Origin of the sequence: Mycoavidus sp. SF9855 (assembly GCF_024582735.1) — a bacterium.
Taxonomy (GTDB): domain Bacteria; phylum Pseudomonadota; class Gammaproteobacteria; order Burkholderiales; family Burkholderiaceae; genus Mycoavidus.
This window is the reverse complement of record NZ_CP102085.1, coordinates 428,011-443,346: the sequence shown is the minus strand read 5'-3', so window position 1 is coordinate 443,346 and position 15,336 is coordinate 428,011. Positions and strand designations below refer to the sequence as shown.

The window sequence follows — 15,336 nt, the reverse complement described above, 5'->3', positions numbered from 1 at the left end:
CCCGCTACCACTATTGATTCGTTGCTATTTAGCACCATAGGATAAAAAACAGGCGTTTTTAATTACAGGTTGCTACCGTTAACTTTATCAATCACCCCACCGCCTATGCATATGTCACCGTCGTACAACACTGCTGATTGCCCAGGTGTAATAGCCCATTGCGACTCACTAAAACTTAATGCAAAACGATTACCGTCTATACGCTTCACAACGCAGTGTGCATCAACCTGACGATAACGCGTTTTCGCACTGCATATAAATCCGTCAGGCGGCGGCTCACTAGCAACCCAGCTCGCATCGCCAGCTTTAAGCGTTAGACTCGTTAACCATGGATGATCATGCCCTTGTACAACATAGAGCGTATTGCTCTCAATGTCTTTAGCCGCCACAAACCACGGTTCGCCATTGCCGTCCCGACAGCCGCCCAGCCCAATGCCTTTCCTCTGCCCAAGCGTGTAAAACGCTAGCCCAATATGCTTGCCCACTACGCGCCCTTCTGGTGTCTTCATCGGACCCGGTTGATGCGGCAAATAGCGATTCAGAAAATCTCTAAATGGCCGCTCGCCAATAAAACAAATCCCTGTTGAATCTTTTTTCTGCGCATTGGGCAGCCCAATTTGGGCGGCAAGTTCACGTACTTTGGTTTTAGGCAGTTCACCTAAAGGAAAGCAGGTACGGGCCAACTGATGTTGATTCAGCCGGTGTAGAAAATAGCTTTGGTCCTTCGAAAGATCATGGGCTTTCAGTAGCTGAAAGCTGCCATTCATCGTCTGCTGCACGCGCGCGTAGTGTCCCGTTGCAATTTTTTGCGCACCTAAAGCAAACGCATGATCGAGAAAAGCTTTGAATTTGATTTCAGCATTACACAACACATCTGGATTCGGTGTACGCCCCGCTGCATATTCACGCAAAAATTCGGCAAATACACGATCTTTATATTCGGCCGCAAAATTAACCGCTTCAAGATCAATGCCAAGCAAATCGGCAACCGACACCACATCCAGCCAGTCCTGACGCGTTGAACAATATTCATCATCATCATCGTCTTCCCAATTTTTCATGAAAAGGCCGATCACTTCATAGCCTTGTTGTTTGAGCAGCCAGGCAGTCACCGACGAATCGACGCCACCTGACATGCCCACTACGATACGTTGCTTAGTCATAATTTGTTACTTCAATAATGGTCTTTTATGGTAAATTATTTTCTCAGCCATAATTTATGGCGCTCAAAATATATCTCCATAAAAGGATCTCCTGATGCACACCCAATTCACCTATAAACGGCCGGAATTAGCCCGTAGCCTGTGCGATAGTCTGGCCGGCATAGGGATTGCTAATTCACGTTCCGGCCTGTTTTTAGCCGGGCCACGGCGCGTCGGCAAAAGTACTTTCCTTAATGAGGATCTGGTGCCAGAAGCGCATGCACGCAAATGGATAGCCGTTTACGTCGATCTATGGTCAGACAAAAATACTAATCCAGCAACTCTAATTGCCGAGGCGATCAAAACCAAAATCGGCGCCTTTGATAGCATCATCACCCGCCTAGCAAAAGCGGCGAAACTGGACAAGGTTGCTGTGATGGGTACGCTTATACTGGATTTTAAGCAATCCGGTTTGCCCCACAACACGACCCTGACTGATGCGTTGCGCATTTTGCACCATATTACCAAACAGCCAATTGTCTTAATTGTAGATGAGGCGCAATGCGCGCTCACCACTGAAGCCGGCCTAAATGCTATGTTTGCACTCAAATCCGCTCGTGATCAACTCAATAGCGGCCATAGCATGCCAACGCTGATGCTAGTATTTACCGGCTCCAATCAAGATAAGCTTGCGCATCTCGTACTTAAAAAGGACCAGCCTTTTTTTGGCAGTGACGTGATTCAGTTTCCTTTACTGGATAAGGGGTTTACAGATGCATTCACGACTTGGGCTAATCAGAGTCTATCTCAGAATAACCAGTTTACCCAAGAAGGTATGTGGGCGGCCTTTAAGTTAGCAGGGCATCGGCCGGAAATCCTGCGTCAGCTTGCGGGCAAAATCGCAATTAGTGGCAACGCCGCCAATTTTGCTGATTTACTCTCCCAAAATGCTGAGACTTGGCATGAGCGGATTTGGGAAGAGTTTGAGAGTGATTTTAATGCACTTACTTCATTGCAGCAGGCCATTTTAGAGGTCATGGTGCTAAAGAGTCGTGATTGGTCACCCTACTCCGAATCCTCAATGGCAAGTTATCGGCTACTGAGCAAACAACCTACACTGACGGTTGCTTCAGTGCAAACTGCCATCCAGAGTCTACGTGAGCGCGGCTTTATTTGGCAATCAGGACGCGGGGCTTACGCGCTTGAAGATGATAGTTTTGCTGAGTGGTTTCGGCATACACGGAGACCCATATCGATTTCAGTTTAATCAGGTTAGAATGCACAAAATGCAACCGAGCTGATGACAACACCAAGGAAAAGTAAGATGCATATCGGCATCCCGCTGGAGACCTATCCGGGCGAGGCGCGTATCGCGGCGACTCCCGAGACCGTTAGCAAACTCGTGGCCCAGGGTCATTACGTCACGGTGCAAAAAGAGGCTGGCGCGCGCGCTTGGTTCACTGATCAGGCGTTCATTATAGCTGGCGCTGAGATTGGCGATGCGCGTACCGCCTTGGCGGCTGATCTCGTACTTAAAGTCCATGCGCCCAATGATGCTGAACTTGCGTTGAGCAAAGCCGGCTCCGTCTTGGTAGGGATGCTGAATCCGTTTGATCACGAGCAGGTAGCGCGGCTCGCCGAAGCTGGCCTGATCGCTTTTGCGCTGGAGGCCGCCCCTCGCACGACGCGCGCACAAAGCCTTGATGTTTTATCTTCGCAAGCCAATATTGCCGGTTATCGCGCTGTGCTAGTGGCGGCTTCTTTGTATCAGCGGTTCTTGCCGATGCTCATGACTGCAGCAGGCACCGTGAAGGCTGCACGGGTCTTGGTCCTCGGTGCAGGAGTGGCCGGCCTGCAAGCGATTGCAACGGCAAAGCGGCTTGGCGCGGTGATAGAGGCCTCCGATGTACGGCCAGCCGTTAAAGAGCAAATTGAATCGCTTGGCGCAAAATTTATCAGTGTGCCGTATGAAACCGATGATGAGCGCGCAGCAGGCGAAGGCGTCGGCGGCTACGCGCGGCCTATGCCGGCGAGTTGGCTACAGCGCCAAGCAGCGCAGGTACGGGAGCGCGCGCAACACGCCGATATCATCATCACCACTGCGCTCATTCCAGGCCACCCAGCACCAGTATTACTGAGCGAAGACACTGTCAAAACAATGAAACCAGGTTCAGTGATTGTGGATCTTGCGGCTGGACGCGGCGGCCCATCTAATCCGGGCGCGGGCAATTGCGCTTTGACCGAAGCAGATAAAGTGGTCACTCGCTATGGCGTACAAATCGCTGGTTATACAAATTTGCCTGCGATGGCCGCGACAGACGCATCCGCACTTTATGCACGTAATGTGCTTGATTTTCTGAAACTGATCATGGATTCAAGCGGTGCCTTGGCGATTAACATGAAAGACGATATTGTAGCCGCCACGCTACTGTGTCGCGATGGCAAACTATTAAAACCCGCTCATAACCCGTCACCCACTGTTATCAGATCAATATAAGCGCTGATTGCTCGCCATCTAGCACCGCTTATCCGTCTGATATTAATATGGCGGATCTGTACCACTGGTGGCAAAAATTTTATCTGATAGCGCCCGATCCGTTTTGCGATGGAGACTCACCATGGATATCATCAATCACACAATCATTAATTTGATCATTTTTGTGCTCGCCATTTATGTCGGCTATCACGTTGTCTGGAATGTCACGCCTGCGCTACATACCCCATTAATGGCGGTGACCAATGCTATTTCAGCGATTGTGATTGTCGGGGCCATGCTCGCCGCCGCGCTCACTACCGACAGTACAGGTCGACTCTTTGGCGTATTCGCGGTATTGCTTTCCGCCATCAATGTCTTTGGTGGTTTTTTGGTCACTCGCCGCATGCTAGAAATGTTTAAAAAGAAAGCGCCGAAAACCCCTTCGCACGAAATAACTGGCGGACTATCAAACAAGGATGCCCAATGAATATGAACCTTGTTACTCTGCTTTATTTGATTGCGTCGGTTTGTTTTATTCAGGCGTTAAAAGGCTTATCCCACCCCAAAAATGCGCGGCGCGGCAATTTATTCGGCATGGTCGGCATGGCGCTTGCGATTCTCACTACCTTGGCGCTTATCGCTAAACAAGCACCAGGAGCAGGGTCGGCCTGGCTGCTTGGCGCGCTCGCGATAGGGGGCGGGCTGGGGGCGTTGGCGGCGGCCCGCATTGAAATGACAAAAATGCCTGAGCTTGTGGCGGCTATGCATTCATTAGTTGGGCTAGCGGCAGTTTGCATCGCCTATGCAGTAGTGGCTGAACCCGCCGCTTTTATGCTTTCCACGACAGGCGTACTGCCTTATGGTAATCGCGCTGAGCTTTTTATTGGCGCCTGCGTTGGCGCCATAACCTTCTCTGGCTCAGTAATTGCATTTGGCAAGCTATCTGGCAAATATCGCTTCCGGCTTTTTCAAGGAAGTCCAATCGTTTATGCAGGTCAACATCGATTGAATTTGATGCTGGCGCTCACCATGGTCGGCTTTGGAAGCCTCTTTTTACTCTCACAAAATTGGTTGCCATTCATTTTAATGACGGTACTCGCCTTCGCCCTTGGCGTACTGCTAATTATCCCAATCGGCGGCGCTGATATGCCAGTTGTTGTATCAATGCTTAATGCTTACTCAGGCTGGGCAGCAGCAGGTATCGGGTTTTCATTGAATAACCCTATGCTGATTATCTCTGGCGCTCTGGTTGGCTCGTCAGGCACGATTCTGTCTTACATTATGTGCCGCGCGATGAATCGGTCATTTTTAAACGTATTACTGGGCGGCGTCGGTAATCACCCGCTGTCGGCAAGTCACGCAAAGCATATTGAGCGCCCGGTGAAAGTGGCTTCCGCCGATGACGCCGCCTTTATGCTCGCCAATGCCGAATCAGTTGTGATTGTGCCAGGCTATGGACTCGCCGTAGCGCGCGCACAACATGCGCTCAAAGAATTAACCAGCAAGCTCACCGCCAAAGGCATACAAGTACGTTATGCGATTCACCCCGTGGCCGGACGGATGCCCGGCCATATGAATGTGCTGCTGGCTGAAGCCGAAGTCCCTTATGAACAAGTGTTTGAAATGGATGAGATTAATGCTGAATTCGGCCAAACTGATGTAGTGCTTGTACTCGGGGCAAATGATATTGTGAATCCAGCGGCTAGAAACGACCCCCAATCACCCATTTCAGGTATGCCTATCCTTGATGCCTATAGAGCGCGCGCGGTGATTGTGAATAAGCGTTCAATGGCTGCGGGTTACGCTGGGCTGGATAATGAACTTTTTTATATGAATAAGACCATGATGGTATTTGGCGATGCCAAAAAAGTTGTGGAGGATATCGTTAAAGCGGTTGATTAACGGACATGCTCTGCTCGCTCGACACGATTAGCGAGTTAACGATTCCATCCCCATATCTTTAATGAACTGAGCGCACGATCGGGATACACGTCAAACGCAAGTGACCCAAAATCTACCCACGAAAAAAAAGCCACTTCGGTGGTTTAGAACCTAAGTAGCTAATTTTTAAAGAGAATTACTGGTGCGGCTGGCAGGATTCGAACCCACGACCCCTTGGTTCGTAGCCAAGTACTCTATCCAACTGAGCTACAGCCGCACACTAAGGACGACATTATAGCAGCTTGCTCTCAAGTTGGAAATGACTTATCGTTAAGATTATCTCACCCGCTTGCGCTGCTCAGCGCATCGTGCGTATCCGCGCCAAAGAATCGCGCCCGTAGTAAAGCGAGTTGATCACGGGCTTGAGCCGCTTGTTCAAACTCAAGATTCTTCGCGTGCTCCATCATCTGCTTTTCGAGTCGTTTAATTTCTTTGGCAAGCTGCTTCTCGCTCATCCCCTCAAATTTCGCCCGCTCTTGGGCAACCTTCAATTCAGCGCGTGCATCATCAATGTTATAAACACCGTCAATAATATCTTTGATCCGCTTGACCACCCCAGTTGGTGTAATTTGATGAGCCTGATTGTGCGCAAGCTGCTTAGCACGCCGGCGCGCAGTTTCATCCATTGCCCGTTTCATTGAACCGGTGATTTTGTCCGCATAAAGAATCGCCTTACCATTTACATTACGTGCGGCGCGGCCAATCGTTTGAATCAGCGAGCGTTCCGCCCGCAAAAAACCTTCTTTGTCTGCATCGAAAATTGCGACCAGCGAAACCTCTGGAATATCGAGCCCCTCGCGCAGCAAGTTAATCCCCACCAGCACATCAAACACACCGAGCCGTAAATCGCGAATGATTTCGACCCGCTCAACGGTCTCAATATCGCTATGTAAATAACGGATTTTGACGTTATGCTCAGACAAAAATTCGGTCAGCTGCTCGGCCATGCGCTTTGTCAATACGGTAATGAGTACGCGCTCGCCCACCTGCACACGCTGATGGATTTCTGCCAAGACATCATCCACCTGCGTGCTGGCTGGACGTACTTCGATTCCCGGATCGACCAAACCCGTAGGCCGAACCACCTGCTCAACCACCTGCCCAGATACGCGTTGCTCATAATCGGCAGGTGTCGCCGAAACAAAAATGACTTGGCGTAACTTGCCCTCGAACTCGGCAAATTTAAGTGGCCGATTATCAAGTGCAGACGGTAAACGAAAACCATAGTTCACTAGATTCTCTTTACGCGCCCGATCGCCGTTGTACATACCATTTAATTGGCCAATCAATACATGCGACTCATCAAGAAACATCAAAGCGTCGGGCGACAAATAGTCAACCAGCGTTGGCGGCGGCTCACCAGGGGCTGCTCCCGAAAAATGACGTGAGTAGTTTTCGATCCCTTTGCAAAAACCGAGTTCTTGCAGCATCTCAAGATCAAAACGGGTGCGCTGTTCAATCCGCTGCGCTTCGAGTAATTTTGCTGCACCATTAAAAAATTCGAGTCTATCGCGCAACTCCGTTTTGATGGTTTCAATCGCACGCAGAACGGTATCGCGTGGCGTGACGTAATGAGAAGACGGATATACAGTAAAGCGCGAAAGTTTGCGCTGGATATGGCCAGTTAACGGATCAAATAAATATAAGGAATCAACTTCATCACCAAATAACTCAACCCGCACCGCCATTTCCGCATGCTCGGCCGGAAAAATATCAATCGTATCGCCCCTCACCCGAAAGGTACCCCGCTGAAAATCTGTCTCATTGCGCGTGTATTGCATTGAGATCAAGCGCGCAATGACTTCTCGCTGGCCGAGCTTATCGCCCATTCTCAGCGTCAGAATCATTTGATGATATTCGCCTGGATTACCAATCCCATAGATGGCCGACACCGTTGCCACAATGATCGTATCGCGCCGCTCCAGCAAACTTTTGGTTGCCGACAGCCGCATTTGCTCAATATGTTCGTTAATGGATGAATCTTTTTCGATAAAAAGATCGCGCTGCGGCACATAGGCTTCTGGCTGATAGTAGTCGTAATAAGAGACAAAGTATTCAACCGCATTACGTGGGAAGAATTCTCGAAACTCCGAATACAGTTGTGCCGCAAGGGTTTTATTTGGTGCAAATACAATCGCCGGCCGACCAAGCCGCGCGATGGTATTTGCCATTGTGTAAGTTTTACCCGAGCCGGTTACGCCCAGCAGCGTCTGAAATGACAAACCATCCTCAAGCCCACTGACCAACTGCTCAATCGCCGCTGGCTGATCGCCAGCAGGGAGATAGGGTTGGTACAATTGATAAGGGGAGTCGCCGAAAGTGATAAATTTCGATTCGTCCAGCTTACCTTGATTTTCCCGCAGATCAGTCATTTTGGATAAAATAATGGGGTGAGCCTAAATAACCGTAATGTCTTGCTAGGCGCCAGTTGAGTGATAGACTCAACCGGCGCCTTTGGTTCTTAGGCGGAATGTCCTTATTCTACCCTGTCCTTTTTTTGAGCAGCCCTTATGACTCTCTTTGCCACCGTTGAACTTGCACCACGCGACCCTATTTTGGGCCTAAATGAAACATTTGGTGCCGATACACGCCCAACTAAAGTCAATCTCGGGATTGGCGTTTATACTAATGACGAAGGCCGCCTGCCGTTATTGCGCGCCGTGCGTGAAGCAGAAAAAGCGCGCATTGAAGCCGCTATCCCCCGCGGTTATCTGCCGATCGATGGCATCGCCGCTTACGATGCTGCCGTCCAGAAATTATTATTTGGCAATGCCTCACCACTGATCGCGCAAGGTCGCATTGTCACCGCCCAATCTCTAGGCGGCACCGGCGCATTAAAGATCGGCGCAGATTTTCTGAAACGTCTCAACCCAAATGCAAAAGTCGCGGTCAGCAATCCAAGCTGGGAAAACCACCGTGCGATCTTTCAAGCTGCCGGCTTTGAGGTTCTGAGCTATCCTTACTACAGTGCTGAAACACAAAACGTTGATTTTGCTGGCTTAAGTAGCACATTAAATACTTATACACCAGGCACGATCGTCATATTACATGCATGTTGCCACAATCCAACCGGCGTTGATCTGACTCCCGAGCAATGGCAACAAGTGGTTCAGATTGTTAAAGAGCGCGAACTCATTCCATTTCTTGACATTGCCTATCAAGGTTTTGGCGCAGGTATCGAGGAGGACGCTGCGGCCATCCGGCTATTTGCCGAGGCGGGCATCAATAGCTTTGTCGCGAATTCATTTTCAAAATCATTTTCGCTATATGGCGAGCGCGTTGGCGCGCTGTCGGTGATCACCTCAAGCCAAGACGAAGCCATGCGCGTACTATCACAACTCAAGCAAGTGATCCGCACCAGCTACTCAAACCCGCCCACTCATGGCGCAGCCTTGGTTGCGACCATCCTAAGCTCGCCAGAATTACGCACGCTTTGGGAAGAAGAGCTCAGCGAAATGCGCAGCCGGATTCTATCGATGCGCAGCAGCCTCATTAGCAAGCTGAAACAATATGGTGCAAAACGCGACTTTGACTTTGTCAGCCGTCAACATGGCATGTTTTCGTATTCAGGGTTAAACGCTCAGCAGGTTGAGCGTTTAAAAACAGAATTTGGCATTTATGCCGTCAGTACCGGCCGTATCTGCGTGGCGGCATTGAATACGAAGAACGTTGAAGTCGTTGCACAAGCGATTGCGCATGTGCTGGACACAACTGTATGAAAATATTTTAAGCTTACGCGGGCCGCAGACCGGTTGGTTTGAACTTGACCGCTGGCGCGCGGCCACGGCGAGCGCGTTTACCTAACACGGGCGCCAGCGCCGCAAGCGACACAGTTGCTTCGGCTGGTTTCCCGCCACGCCCAACACCAGTCAAGACTAAACCAGCCGCTCCAAAAACAGCTGTTTGCACCAGCGTTTCTCCGTCATCCAAGCCAATCAAGGTCAAGCCACGCCCGCCACCCGCTAAAATCTTCAGCTCATCTAGGCTAAATACAAGTAAGCGAGCGCTACTTGATAAACATGCGACATATGAGGCCTGCGGCAATAACGGCACCGGCAATAGCGGCATGGCCTGTGCATCGAGTGTCATAAATGCTTTGCCCGCCTTAACACGGCTCACCATGTCGCCAATCTTGGCGATAAAACCAAAACCGGTGCTCATCGACAGTAAAAGCCGCTGTTCAATCGGTGCGGCAAAGTAATGCAAAAGCTGCGTGCCTGCCGCCAGTTCAAGCAACGACGTGAGCGGCACCCCATCACCACGCCCACCGGGCAGGATTGCAATCGGGACAGAATAAACGCGGCCATTGCTACCCCAGGCAATTAAAGTATCTGGCGTGCGGCATTCAAATGCGCCATACAGCTGATCACTCGCCTTAAACGCAAATTGAGCGGCATCCAGTCCATGGCCCTTGTGCACACGGACCCAGCCTTTTTGCGAAATGACAACCGTGATGGGCTCATCGACCACACGCGCCTCAATCACTGCGCGCCGTTCTTGTTGAATCAGCGTACGCCGCTCATCACCGTATTGTTTAGCATCCGCGTCTATCTCGCGGATAAGTAAACGCTTCATTGCCGCCTCACTGCCAAGCAGCTCTTGCAGCTTGGTGCGCGCATCGCGCAGCTCTGCTAACTCTTTTTCTAGTTTGATACTTTCGAGCCGTGCTAACTGCCGCAAACGGATCTCAAGAATATCGTCAGCTTGTCGCTCACTTAAACCAAATGCATGAATCAATGCAGGCTTCGGCTCATCCGCTTCACGAATAATACGAATCACTTCATCCAGATTTAAAAAGACAATCAACCGCCCTTCAAGAATATGAATGCGATCCTCCATCTTCGTCAGCCGAAAGCGGCTACGCCGCGTGATCGTCACAAAACGAAACGCAACCCATTCACGCAAAATCTCTATCAATGGTTTTTGGCGCGGCCGACCATCTGTGCCAATCATCACCAAATTAAGTGCGACATTGGACTCCATGCTGGTCTGCGCAAGCAGCGTATTGATAAATTCATCCACCTCGATACGACTTGATTTTGGCTCAAACACAAGGCGCACCGCTGCCTCCCGCCCGGATTCATCACGCACCGTATCGAGTAAGGAAAGGAGATGTTGTTTCGTCTGCTGCTGTTCGGGTGTGAGTGTTTTTTTACCGGACTTCAGCTTTGGATTAGTCAGCTCTTCAATTTCTTCAAGCACCTTCTGCCCCGACGCATTTGGCGGCAACTCGGTAATCACTAACTGCCATTGGCCACGCGCAAGCTCCTCGATTTTCCAGCGTGCGCGCACTTTCAGGCTACCCCGCCCGGTCTGGTAGGCAGAAGCTATTTCATCAGCGCTTGAAATAATTTGACCACCTCCCGGGCAATCCGGCCCAGGAAGTATTGTCATGAGTTCTGCATGGGAAAGCTTTGGATTGCGAATCAGCGCAATCGCCGCTTGCGCCACTTCACGCAGATTATGAGATGGAATTTCAGTTGCTAAGCCAACCGCAATCCCCGAAGCACCATTCAGCAATACAAAAGGCAAGCGTGCCGGCAAGCCCCGAGGCTCTTCGTTCGACCCATCATAATTCGGCATGAAGTCGACCGTGCCTTCATCCAACTCAGCCAGTAAAAGCCGGGCAATTGGCGTCAAGCGCGCTTCGGTATAACGCATAGCGGCAGCGCCATCTCCATCACGCGAGCCAAAATTACCTTGGCCGTCAATCAATGGATAACGCAATGAAAAATCTTGCGCGAGCCGTACTAAAGCGTCATAAGCGGATTGATCGCCATGTGGGTGGTATTTACCCAGCACATCGCCCACCACGCGCGCCGATTTAACGGGTTTAGCATCGGCGGCGAGCCCCATCTCGCTCATCGCGAACAAGATGCGGCGCTGTACAGGTTTTTGCCCATCTCCCACTTCGGGCAGCGCACGGCCTTTGACTACGCTGACGGCGTAATCTAAGTAGGCGCGTTCTGCGTAGTCGCCGAGCGTTAGAAATTCAGTGTCTGCCCCATTGGGGGTAGTGAAGTTGATGTTTTGTTGTTCCATTCCATGTTTATATTGGGCTAAGCTGGAATGAGTGTCAAGCTTAGCCCATATAAAGTTAAGCTGCTTTTGCCACAATAGCTTATGAAGATTTTTTCAGAGAAGGCATAAGAATACCAAGATCTTCTAATGGAACAAAGTAATAACCTGGTCCTGACACTTGGGCTTTTAACTCTACAGAATAATACACTTGACCATCTTCTTCCGTTTGTTCGCTGTACCCAGAAACCTCTACATCATGAATTGGATTGTAGGTTCCATCCTTAGTATCTGCATGCTGAATTTGTAACAAGCCCACTTCGCTCCTTAAATTTAATTGAATTTTTAATTCACGTTTCTCGAACAAAGAATATGCCTCGCTTTCCCCTACAATTTCATACAACAAACCGCTAGGCAATGTTTCAGGTTTAGGTTCCGAAACTCTAACACTAAATTTAGCACTACCCATAAAACCTATTGTTCCACTTCCATGAAGAAACAATGAAGCTCGTCCATCCTCGCTGGGTCCAAGCCTAAATTTTATATTTTGCGCTGACAATACACTACCTACAGATGCTTTAGTCGCCTTAGTATGACTAGTATTACTATCATTAATAGTATTACTATCATTACTGTCACTACCTCCACAACCAACAAGCGATATGCTCATCGCACTTACCAAAGTTAGTTTCATTAGCATTTTCATCTCAATTTAAAATTTAAAAAAGATTTTTTCACTTCCACAAAATATTAAGCTTTTTAGAAAAGCTCAACTTAAGATAAACCAGAAAAATGTTTTAATCAAGCCAATATAACCACAAATACAACCCTTCTTATTCTTAATTTCATATTTTCTCAAAAGACTTTTTTATTATTTTTTTATACTTTATTAAAAATACTTTTTCTCTTATTAAATTTTATAGGTATGTCCTTACACACACAATCACCAGCCCGCACAATAAATATCTTAAGAAACAAATTACAAGCCATTGATTTATAAAGATTTTTTAAATTTATTGTATAACAGGCGTAAGCTGAAAGCCCAGTTTTTCGGCGCGCTCAGAGAGATGGTGGATCACCCGTTGGCGATAGCGCTCTTCATAATAATTTTGGTGCCAGGGCACAAGCCTAACCACGAGGCGAAATGCTTAGCATTTTTAAAGCGCGATAGATCGGGGCCCACTTCTGCGAGCACCGTCAGCGCGGTAACGGTGTTGATACCATGAATGCGGGTGAGATCCACAACAAAGCGCACGCAATCTCGGCTTCGCTTGCGCGAATGCGGCCATTCAAGAGACAGAGCGGGAAACGCCGAAAATTCCGCCCAGTCAGTTGGCCTCATTCAAATTGGTGTGGTGTAGAGTAAGATTTATGGGTACAGTGTTGTTTGTAGTCAATAGGAGATTTTCCAACCTGAATGAGATCACGTCTTGATTAGGACAGATCATAATTTAAACAAAAATAAGGAGGAGCTATATTGTGGATAATTTCAATGTGTTAAGTGGCAGCATGGGTGATTTTCTTCATATACCTGGAGCTAATCTCCTTAATAGGACTGCGGCCTTCTATAATTGGCAGCAAGCGCGCCGCCAAGCGGGTCTCTGGCCATATGGCCGTTCTACTGAGAATGGGCCGCACAGTAGATGCCTGGCACGTACCGATGATGGAAATTTGTTCGAAGGCGTTAATTTCGCATCCCAAGATTATTTAAGCCTGTCCTCTCATCCGGAAGTGCTTAACGTAGCGATAGAAACCATACAACGCTTTGGCGTTCATAGCGCAGGTGCGCCTGCCTTTGTTGGCAATACATCACTATCGCTTGCACTTGAGAATAAGATTGCGGAATTCCTCAGTGCCGATCATATTATTCTCTATCCAACCGGCTGGGCCGCTGGCTTTGGTGTCATTCAAGGCTTGGTCCGATCCAATGACCATATTGTCATGGATAAGCTATCTCATTTTTGTCTGCAGCAAGGTGCTCGAGCCGCAACTAAGAATGTACATTTCTTCCGCCATAATAATCTTGAAATGGCGCGTGAAAAGTTGGAGAAAATTCGCGCCAGTGACACAGAAAACGGCATCTTAGTTGTGACAGAAAGTTTGTTCTCGATGGACTCTGATAGCCCAGACCTTAAAGCGCTGCAAGAGTTGGCACACGAATTCAACGCTACTTTGGTCGTCGATGTCGCGCACGATCTCGGCAGCTTGGGCGAAAATGGACGAGGTCATCTTGAACTGCAAAACATGATAGGAAAAATTGATGTAGTCATGGGCAGTTTCTCAAAAACTTTCGCCTCTAGTGGAGGCTTTGTTGCCAGTAGCCAGCGAAGTGTGAAAGAGTATTTACGTTATTTTAGCTCGCCCAATATTGGTTCTAATGCCCTGTCACCCTCACAAGCGGCTATTGTTGGCAAGTGCTTCGACATCGCCGCTTCTGGCGAAGGCGTGGCTTTGCGCCGCAAATTAATGAACAATGTAATGCTACTGCGTCAATTGTTGAATGACTCTCACTTTGACACGTACGGCGAGCCGTCGCCCATCGTTTCCGTTAAAATAGCGAGTGAGGGCTTGGCACGTCTCGTTAGCCGCTGCTTACCGACGATCGGGCTTCTATCCAATTTGGTCGAGTTTCCAGCCGTTGCGAAAGGAGCTGCCCGTTTCCGCTTTCAAGTTATGGCTAACCATACAAACAAAGATATCACTGACGGCGCCGATTTTTTCAGGATGGCTATGGCTATAGCCAGTATTGAGGATGAAACGCTAAAGTCTGGGGCCATCGAGTCGGCTGAACAGCGACTGAAATCAAATGACCCCCAACTTGAAACTTCGTAGGCGAAAAATTAACTTACCGTGGGCATTCGTTTATTAAAACGGTGCCCTTGACATCTCTTTGACTGAAATTGAAAGGAAGAAGAGGATGTCAATCAACTGAGCTTACTTTACCCCCCAAGCCAGAACCGAAGCCACTTCTTGACGTAGCCAGATACCAAAATCGGTGAGCCGGTCGCGTAGCTGGAGCGGCGATACATCAGGGTTCAGAAAAGTCTCCAGGACCCATCGCATATCAGCCTCCCGTTCCGGGTAATGTCTTGAAAAACACATATAAAGCAGATAAAGACTGGTCGCATAACAGCTCTCACGCTCCATCACCAGTTCAAAACCAGTACGCAAAATCCTTTTCATCAGTGACTGGACCTGCTCAGGTGAAACCGGCCTTCCGCTCGTCAACTCGGCCTCGACAGCAGACAGCTGCCGGTCGAGGAGTTCCGCATCCATCATCATTGCCAAACCAGGGCGGCAATCCGGTAAAGCCGGTCCGATATCCGGCCCATGGATGCACAATGACTGGGTTTTGATAATCATGGAGACAATTGGGTTCACCTGCGCAAAGTTGTGATGGAAAGTGACCGAAACAAATTCTACTGCGCAAGGAAAGCCTAGTTGCTGAACAGGCGCGTCATCAGACCATGGCAAAGCTTGCCAGATAACACACTCAGCCCCGCGGGGGTAAACCAGACAAAAACTGTCCAAGTCGGAAAAGCCGGCGATCGCCGTACCAAAAGCGACGGAACCTCGAACATAAACGCTATGCAACTGCTCACCCAGTTTCTGGATATAGATTTGGCGAATCTCCTCTAGCGCTTCGAGCCACGGAGAAACCAGCCGCTCGGGCGAGGCTGGATTAATCACGTAGCCGTCCTTCGTCTGCGCGAAGAAGCTGCCAAGCGGCTCGATTTCACGACGTTGCTTCATCATCGC

Annotated in this window: 11 protein-coding genes, 1 tRNA gene and 1 pseudogene; 6 read left to right on the top strand and 7 right to left on the bottom strand. The window is 49.2% G+C overall.

The features are described 5' to 3' along the window. Window positions 1-62 precede the first annotated feature (62 nt). A complete protein-coding gene (gene mnmA, locus NQD60_RS01900; RefSeq protein WP_257100838.1) occupies window positions 63-1,163 on the bottom strand; it encodes a tRNA 2-thiouridine(34) synthase MnmA in 1,101 nt (366 codons plus the stop codon). 94 nt (window positions 1,164-1,257) lie between these two features. On the opposite strand from mnmA, the gene NQD60_RS01895 reads away from it, so the two are divergent. The 4 genes from NQD60_RS01895 (at window position 1,258) to NQD60_RS01880 (ending at window position 5,520) form a co-directional block, all read left to right on the top strand. Then, window positions 1,258-2,409: a hypothetical protein gene (locus NQD60_RS01895; RefSeq protein WP_257100837.1), complete on the top strand. Its 1,152-nt coding sequence runs from the start codon at window positions 1,258-1,260 to the stop codon at window positions 2,407-2,409. 57 nt (window positions 2,410-2,466) lie between these two features. Further along, complete coding sequence (locus NQD60_RS01890; protein ID WP_257100836.1) at window positions 2,467-3,639, top strand: Re/Si-specific NAD(P)(+) transhydrogenase subunit alpha; 1,173 nt, start codon at window positions 2,467-2,469, stop codon at window positions 3,637-3,639. A gap of 121 nt (window positions 3,640-3,760) precedes the next feature. After that, window positions 3,761-4,105: an NAD(P) transhydrogenase subunit alpha gene (locus NQD60_RS01885; protein WP_257100835.1), complete on the top strand. Its 345-nt coding sequence runs from the start codon at window positions 3,761-3,763 to the stop codon at window positions 4,103-4,105. Then, a complete protein-coding gene (locus tag NQD60_RS01880) occupies window positions 4,102-5,520 on the top strand; it encodes an NAD(P)(+) transhydrogenase (Re/Si-specific) subunit beta (RefSeq protein WP_257100834.1) in 1,419 nt (472 codons plus the stop codon). Before NQD60_RS01885 ends, NQD60_RS01880 begins: the two co-directional genes overlap by 4 nt. A gap of 179 nt (window positions 5,521-5,699) precedes the next feature. On the opposite strand, the gene NQD60_RS01875 is transcribed toward NQD60_RS01880, so the two are convergent. Together NQD60_RS01875 and uvrB are read right to left on the bottom strand one after the other, a co-directional pair. Then, a tRNA-Arg gene (locus NQD60_RS01875) sits at window positions 5,700-5,776 on the bottom strand. Window positions 5,777-5,840: 64 nt separating this feature from the next. Continuing rightward, window positions 5,841-7,931 (bottom strand): excinuclease ABC subunit UvrB, encoded by a 2,091-nt coding sequence (gene uvrB / locus NQD60_RS01870; protein ID WP_257100833.1) that lies wholly within the window; start codon window positions 7,929-7,931, stop codon window positions 5,841-5,843. A gap of 138 nt (window positions 7,932-8,069) precedes the next feature. On the opposite strand from uvrB, the gene NQD60_RS01865 reads away from it, so the two are divergent. Beyond that, window positions 8,070-9,278 carry an amino acid aminotransferase gene (locus NQD60_RS01865; protein ID WP_257100832.1) on the top strand — a complete coding sequence of 403 codons (1,209 nt, stop codon included), beginning with the start codon at window positions 8,070-8,072 and terminating at the stop codon, window positions 9,276-9,278. A 13-nt stretch (window positions 9,279-9,291) separates the two neighbouring features. Here the strand turns inward: NQD60_RS01865 and parC are convergent, their stop codons facing one another. From parC to NQD60_RS01850, 3 genes and pseudogenes are all read right to left on the bottom strand, one after another. Next, window positions 9,292-11,601, bottom strand: coding sequence for a DNA topoisomerase IV subunit A (gene parC, locus NQD60_RS01860; RefSeq protein ID WP_257100831.1), 2,310 nt, complete (start codon window positions 11,599-11,601; stop codon window positions 9,292-9,294). Window positions 11,602-11,680: 79 nt separating this feature from the next. Then, entirely contained in the window at window positions 11,681-12,283 is a 603-nt protein-coding gene (locus tag NQD60_RS01855; RefSeq protein WP_257100830.1) for a hypothetical protein, read from the bottom strand. Window positions 12,284-12,682: 399 nt separating this feature from the next. Further along, window positions 12,683-12,820, bottom strand: a pseudogene (locus tag NQD60_RS01850) (transposase); the annotation flags it as partial. A 236-nt stretch (window positions 12,821-13,056) separates the two neighbouring features. Between NQD60_RS01850 and NQD60_RS01845 the strand changes: the two are divergent. Beyond that, the gene (locus NQD60_RS01845) at window positions 13,057-14,409 is read left to right on the top strand and encodes a pyridoxal phosphate-dependent aminotransferase family protein (RefSeq protein WP_257100829.1); all 1,353 of its coding nucleotides are present in this window, start codon (window positions 13,057-13,059) and stop codon (window positions 14,407-14,409) included. 102 nt (window positions 14,410-14,511) lie between these two features. Here NQD60_RS01845 and NQD60_RS01840 read toward each other — a convergent pair whose 3' ends face one another. After that, window positions 14,512-15,333 carry a hypothetical protein gene (locus NQD60_RS01840; protein WP_257100828.1) on the bottom strand — a complete coding sequence of 274 codons (822 nt, stop codon included), beginning with the start codon at window positions 15,331-15,333 and terminating at the stop codon, window positions 14,512-14,514. Window positions 15,334-15,336 lie beyond the last annotated feature (3 nt).

Excerpts from the sequence above, each read along its gene's own strand:
- mnmA (WP_257100838.1), bottom strand. The coding sequence starts at position 1,163 with ATGACTAAGCAACGTATCGTAGTGGGCATGTCAGGTGGCGTCGATTCG.
- uvrB (WP_257100833.1), bottom strand. The coding sequence starts at position 7,931 with ATGACTGATCTGCGGGAAAATCAAGGTAAGCTGGACGAATCGAAATTT.
- NQD60_RS01885 (WP_257100835.1), top strand. The coding sequence starts at position 3,761 with ATGGATATCATCAATCACACAATCATTAATTTGATCATTTTTGTGCTC.
- NQD60_RS01895 (WP_257100837.1), top strand. The coding sequence starts at position 1,258 with ATGCACACCCAATTCACCTATAAACGGCCGGAATTAGCCCGTAGCCTG.
- NQD60_RS01865 (WP_257100832.1), top strand. The coding sequence starts at position 8,070 with ATGACTCTCTTTGCCACCGTTGAACTTGCACCACGCGACCCTATTTTG.
- NQD60_RS01855 (WP_257100830.1), bottom strand. The coding sequence starts at position 12,283 with ATGAAAATGCTAATGAAACTAACTTTGGTAAGTGCGATGAGCATATCG.
- NQD60_RS01890 (WP_257100836.1), top strand. The coding sequence starts at position 2,467 with ATGCATATCGGCATCCCGCTGGAGACCTATCCGGGCGAGGCGCGTATC.
- parC (WP_257100831.1), bottom strand. The coding sequence starts at position 11,601 with ATGGAACAACAAAACATCAACTTCACTACCCCCAATGGGGCAGACACT.
- NQD60_RS01840 (WP_257100828.1), bottom strand. The coding sequence starts at position 15,333 with ATGATGAAGCAACGTCGTGAAATCGAGCCGCTTGGCAGCTTCTTCGCG.
- NQD60_RS01880 (WP_257100834.1), top strand. The coding sequence starts at position 4,102 with ATGAATATGAACCTTGTTACTCTGCTTTATTTGATTGCGTCGGTTTGT.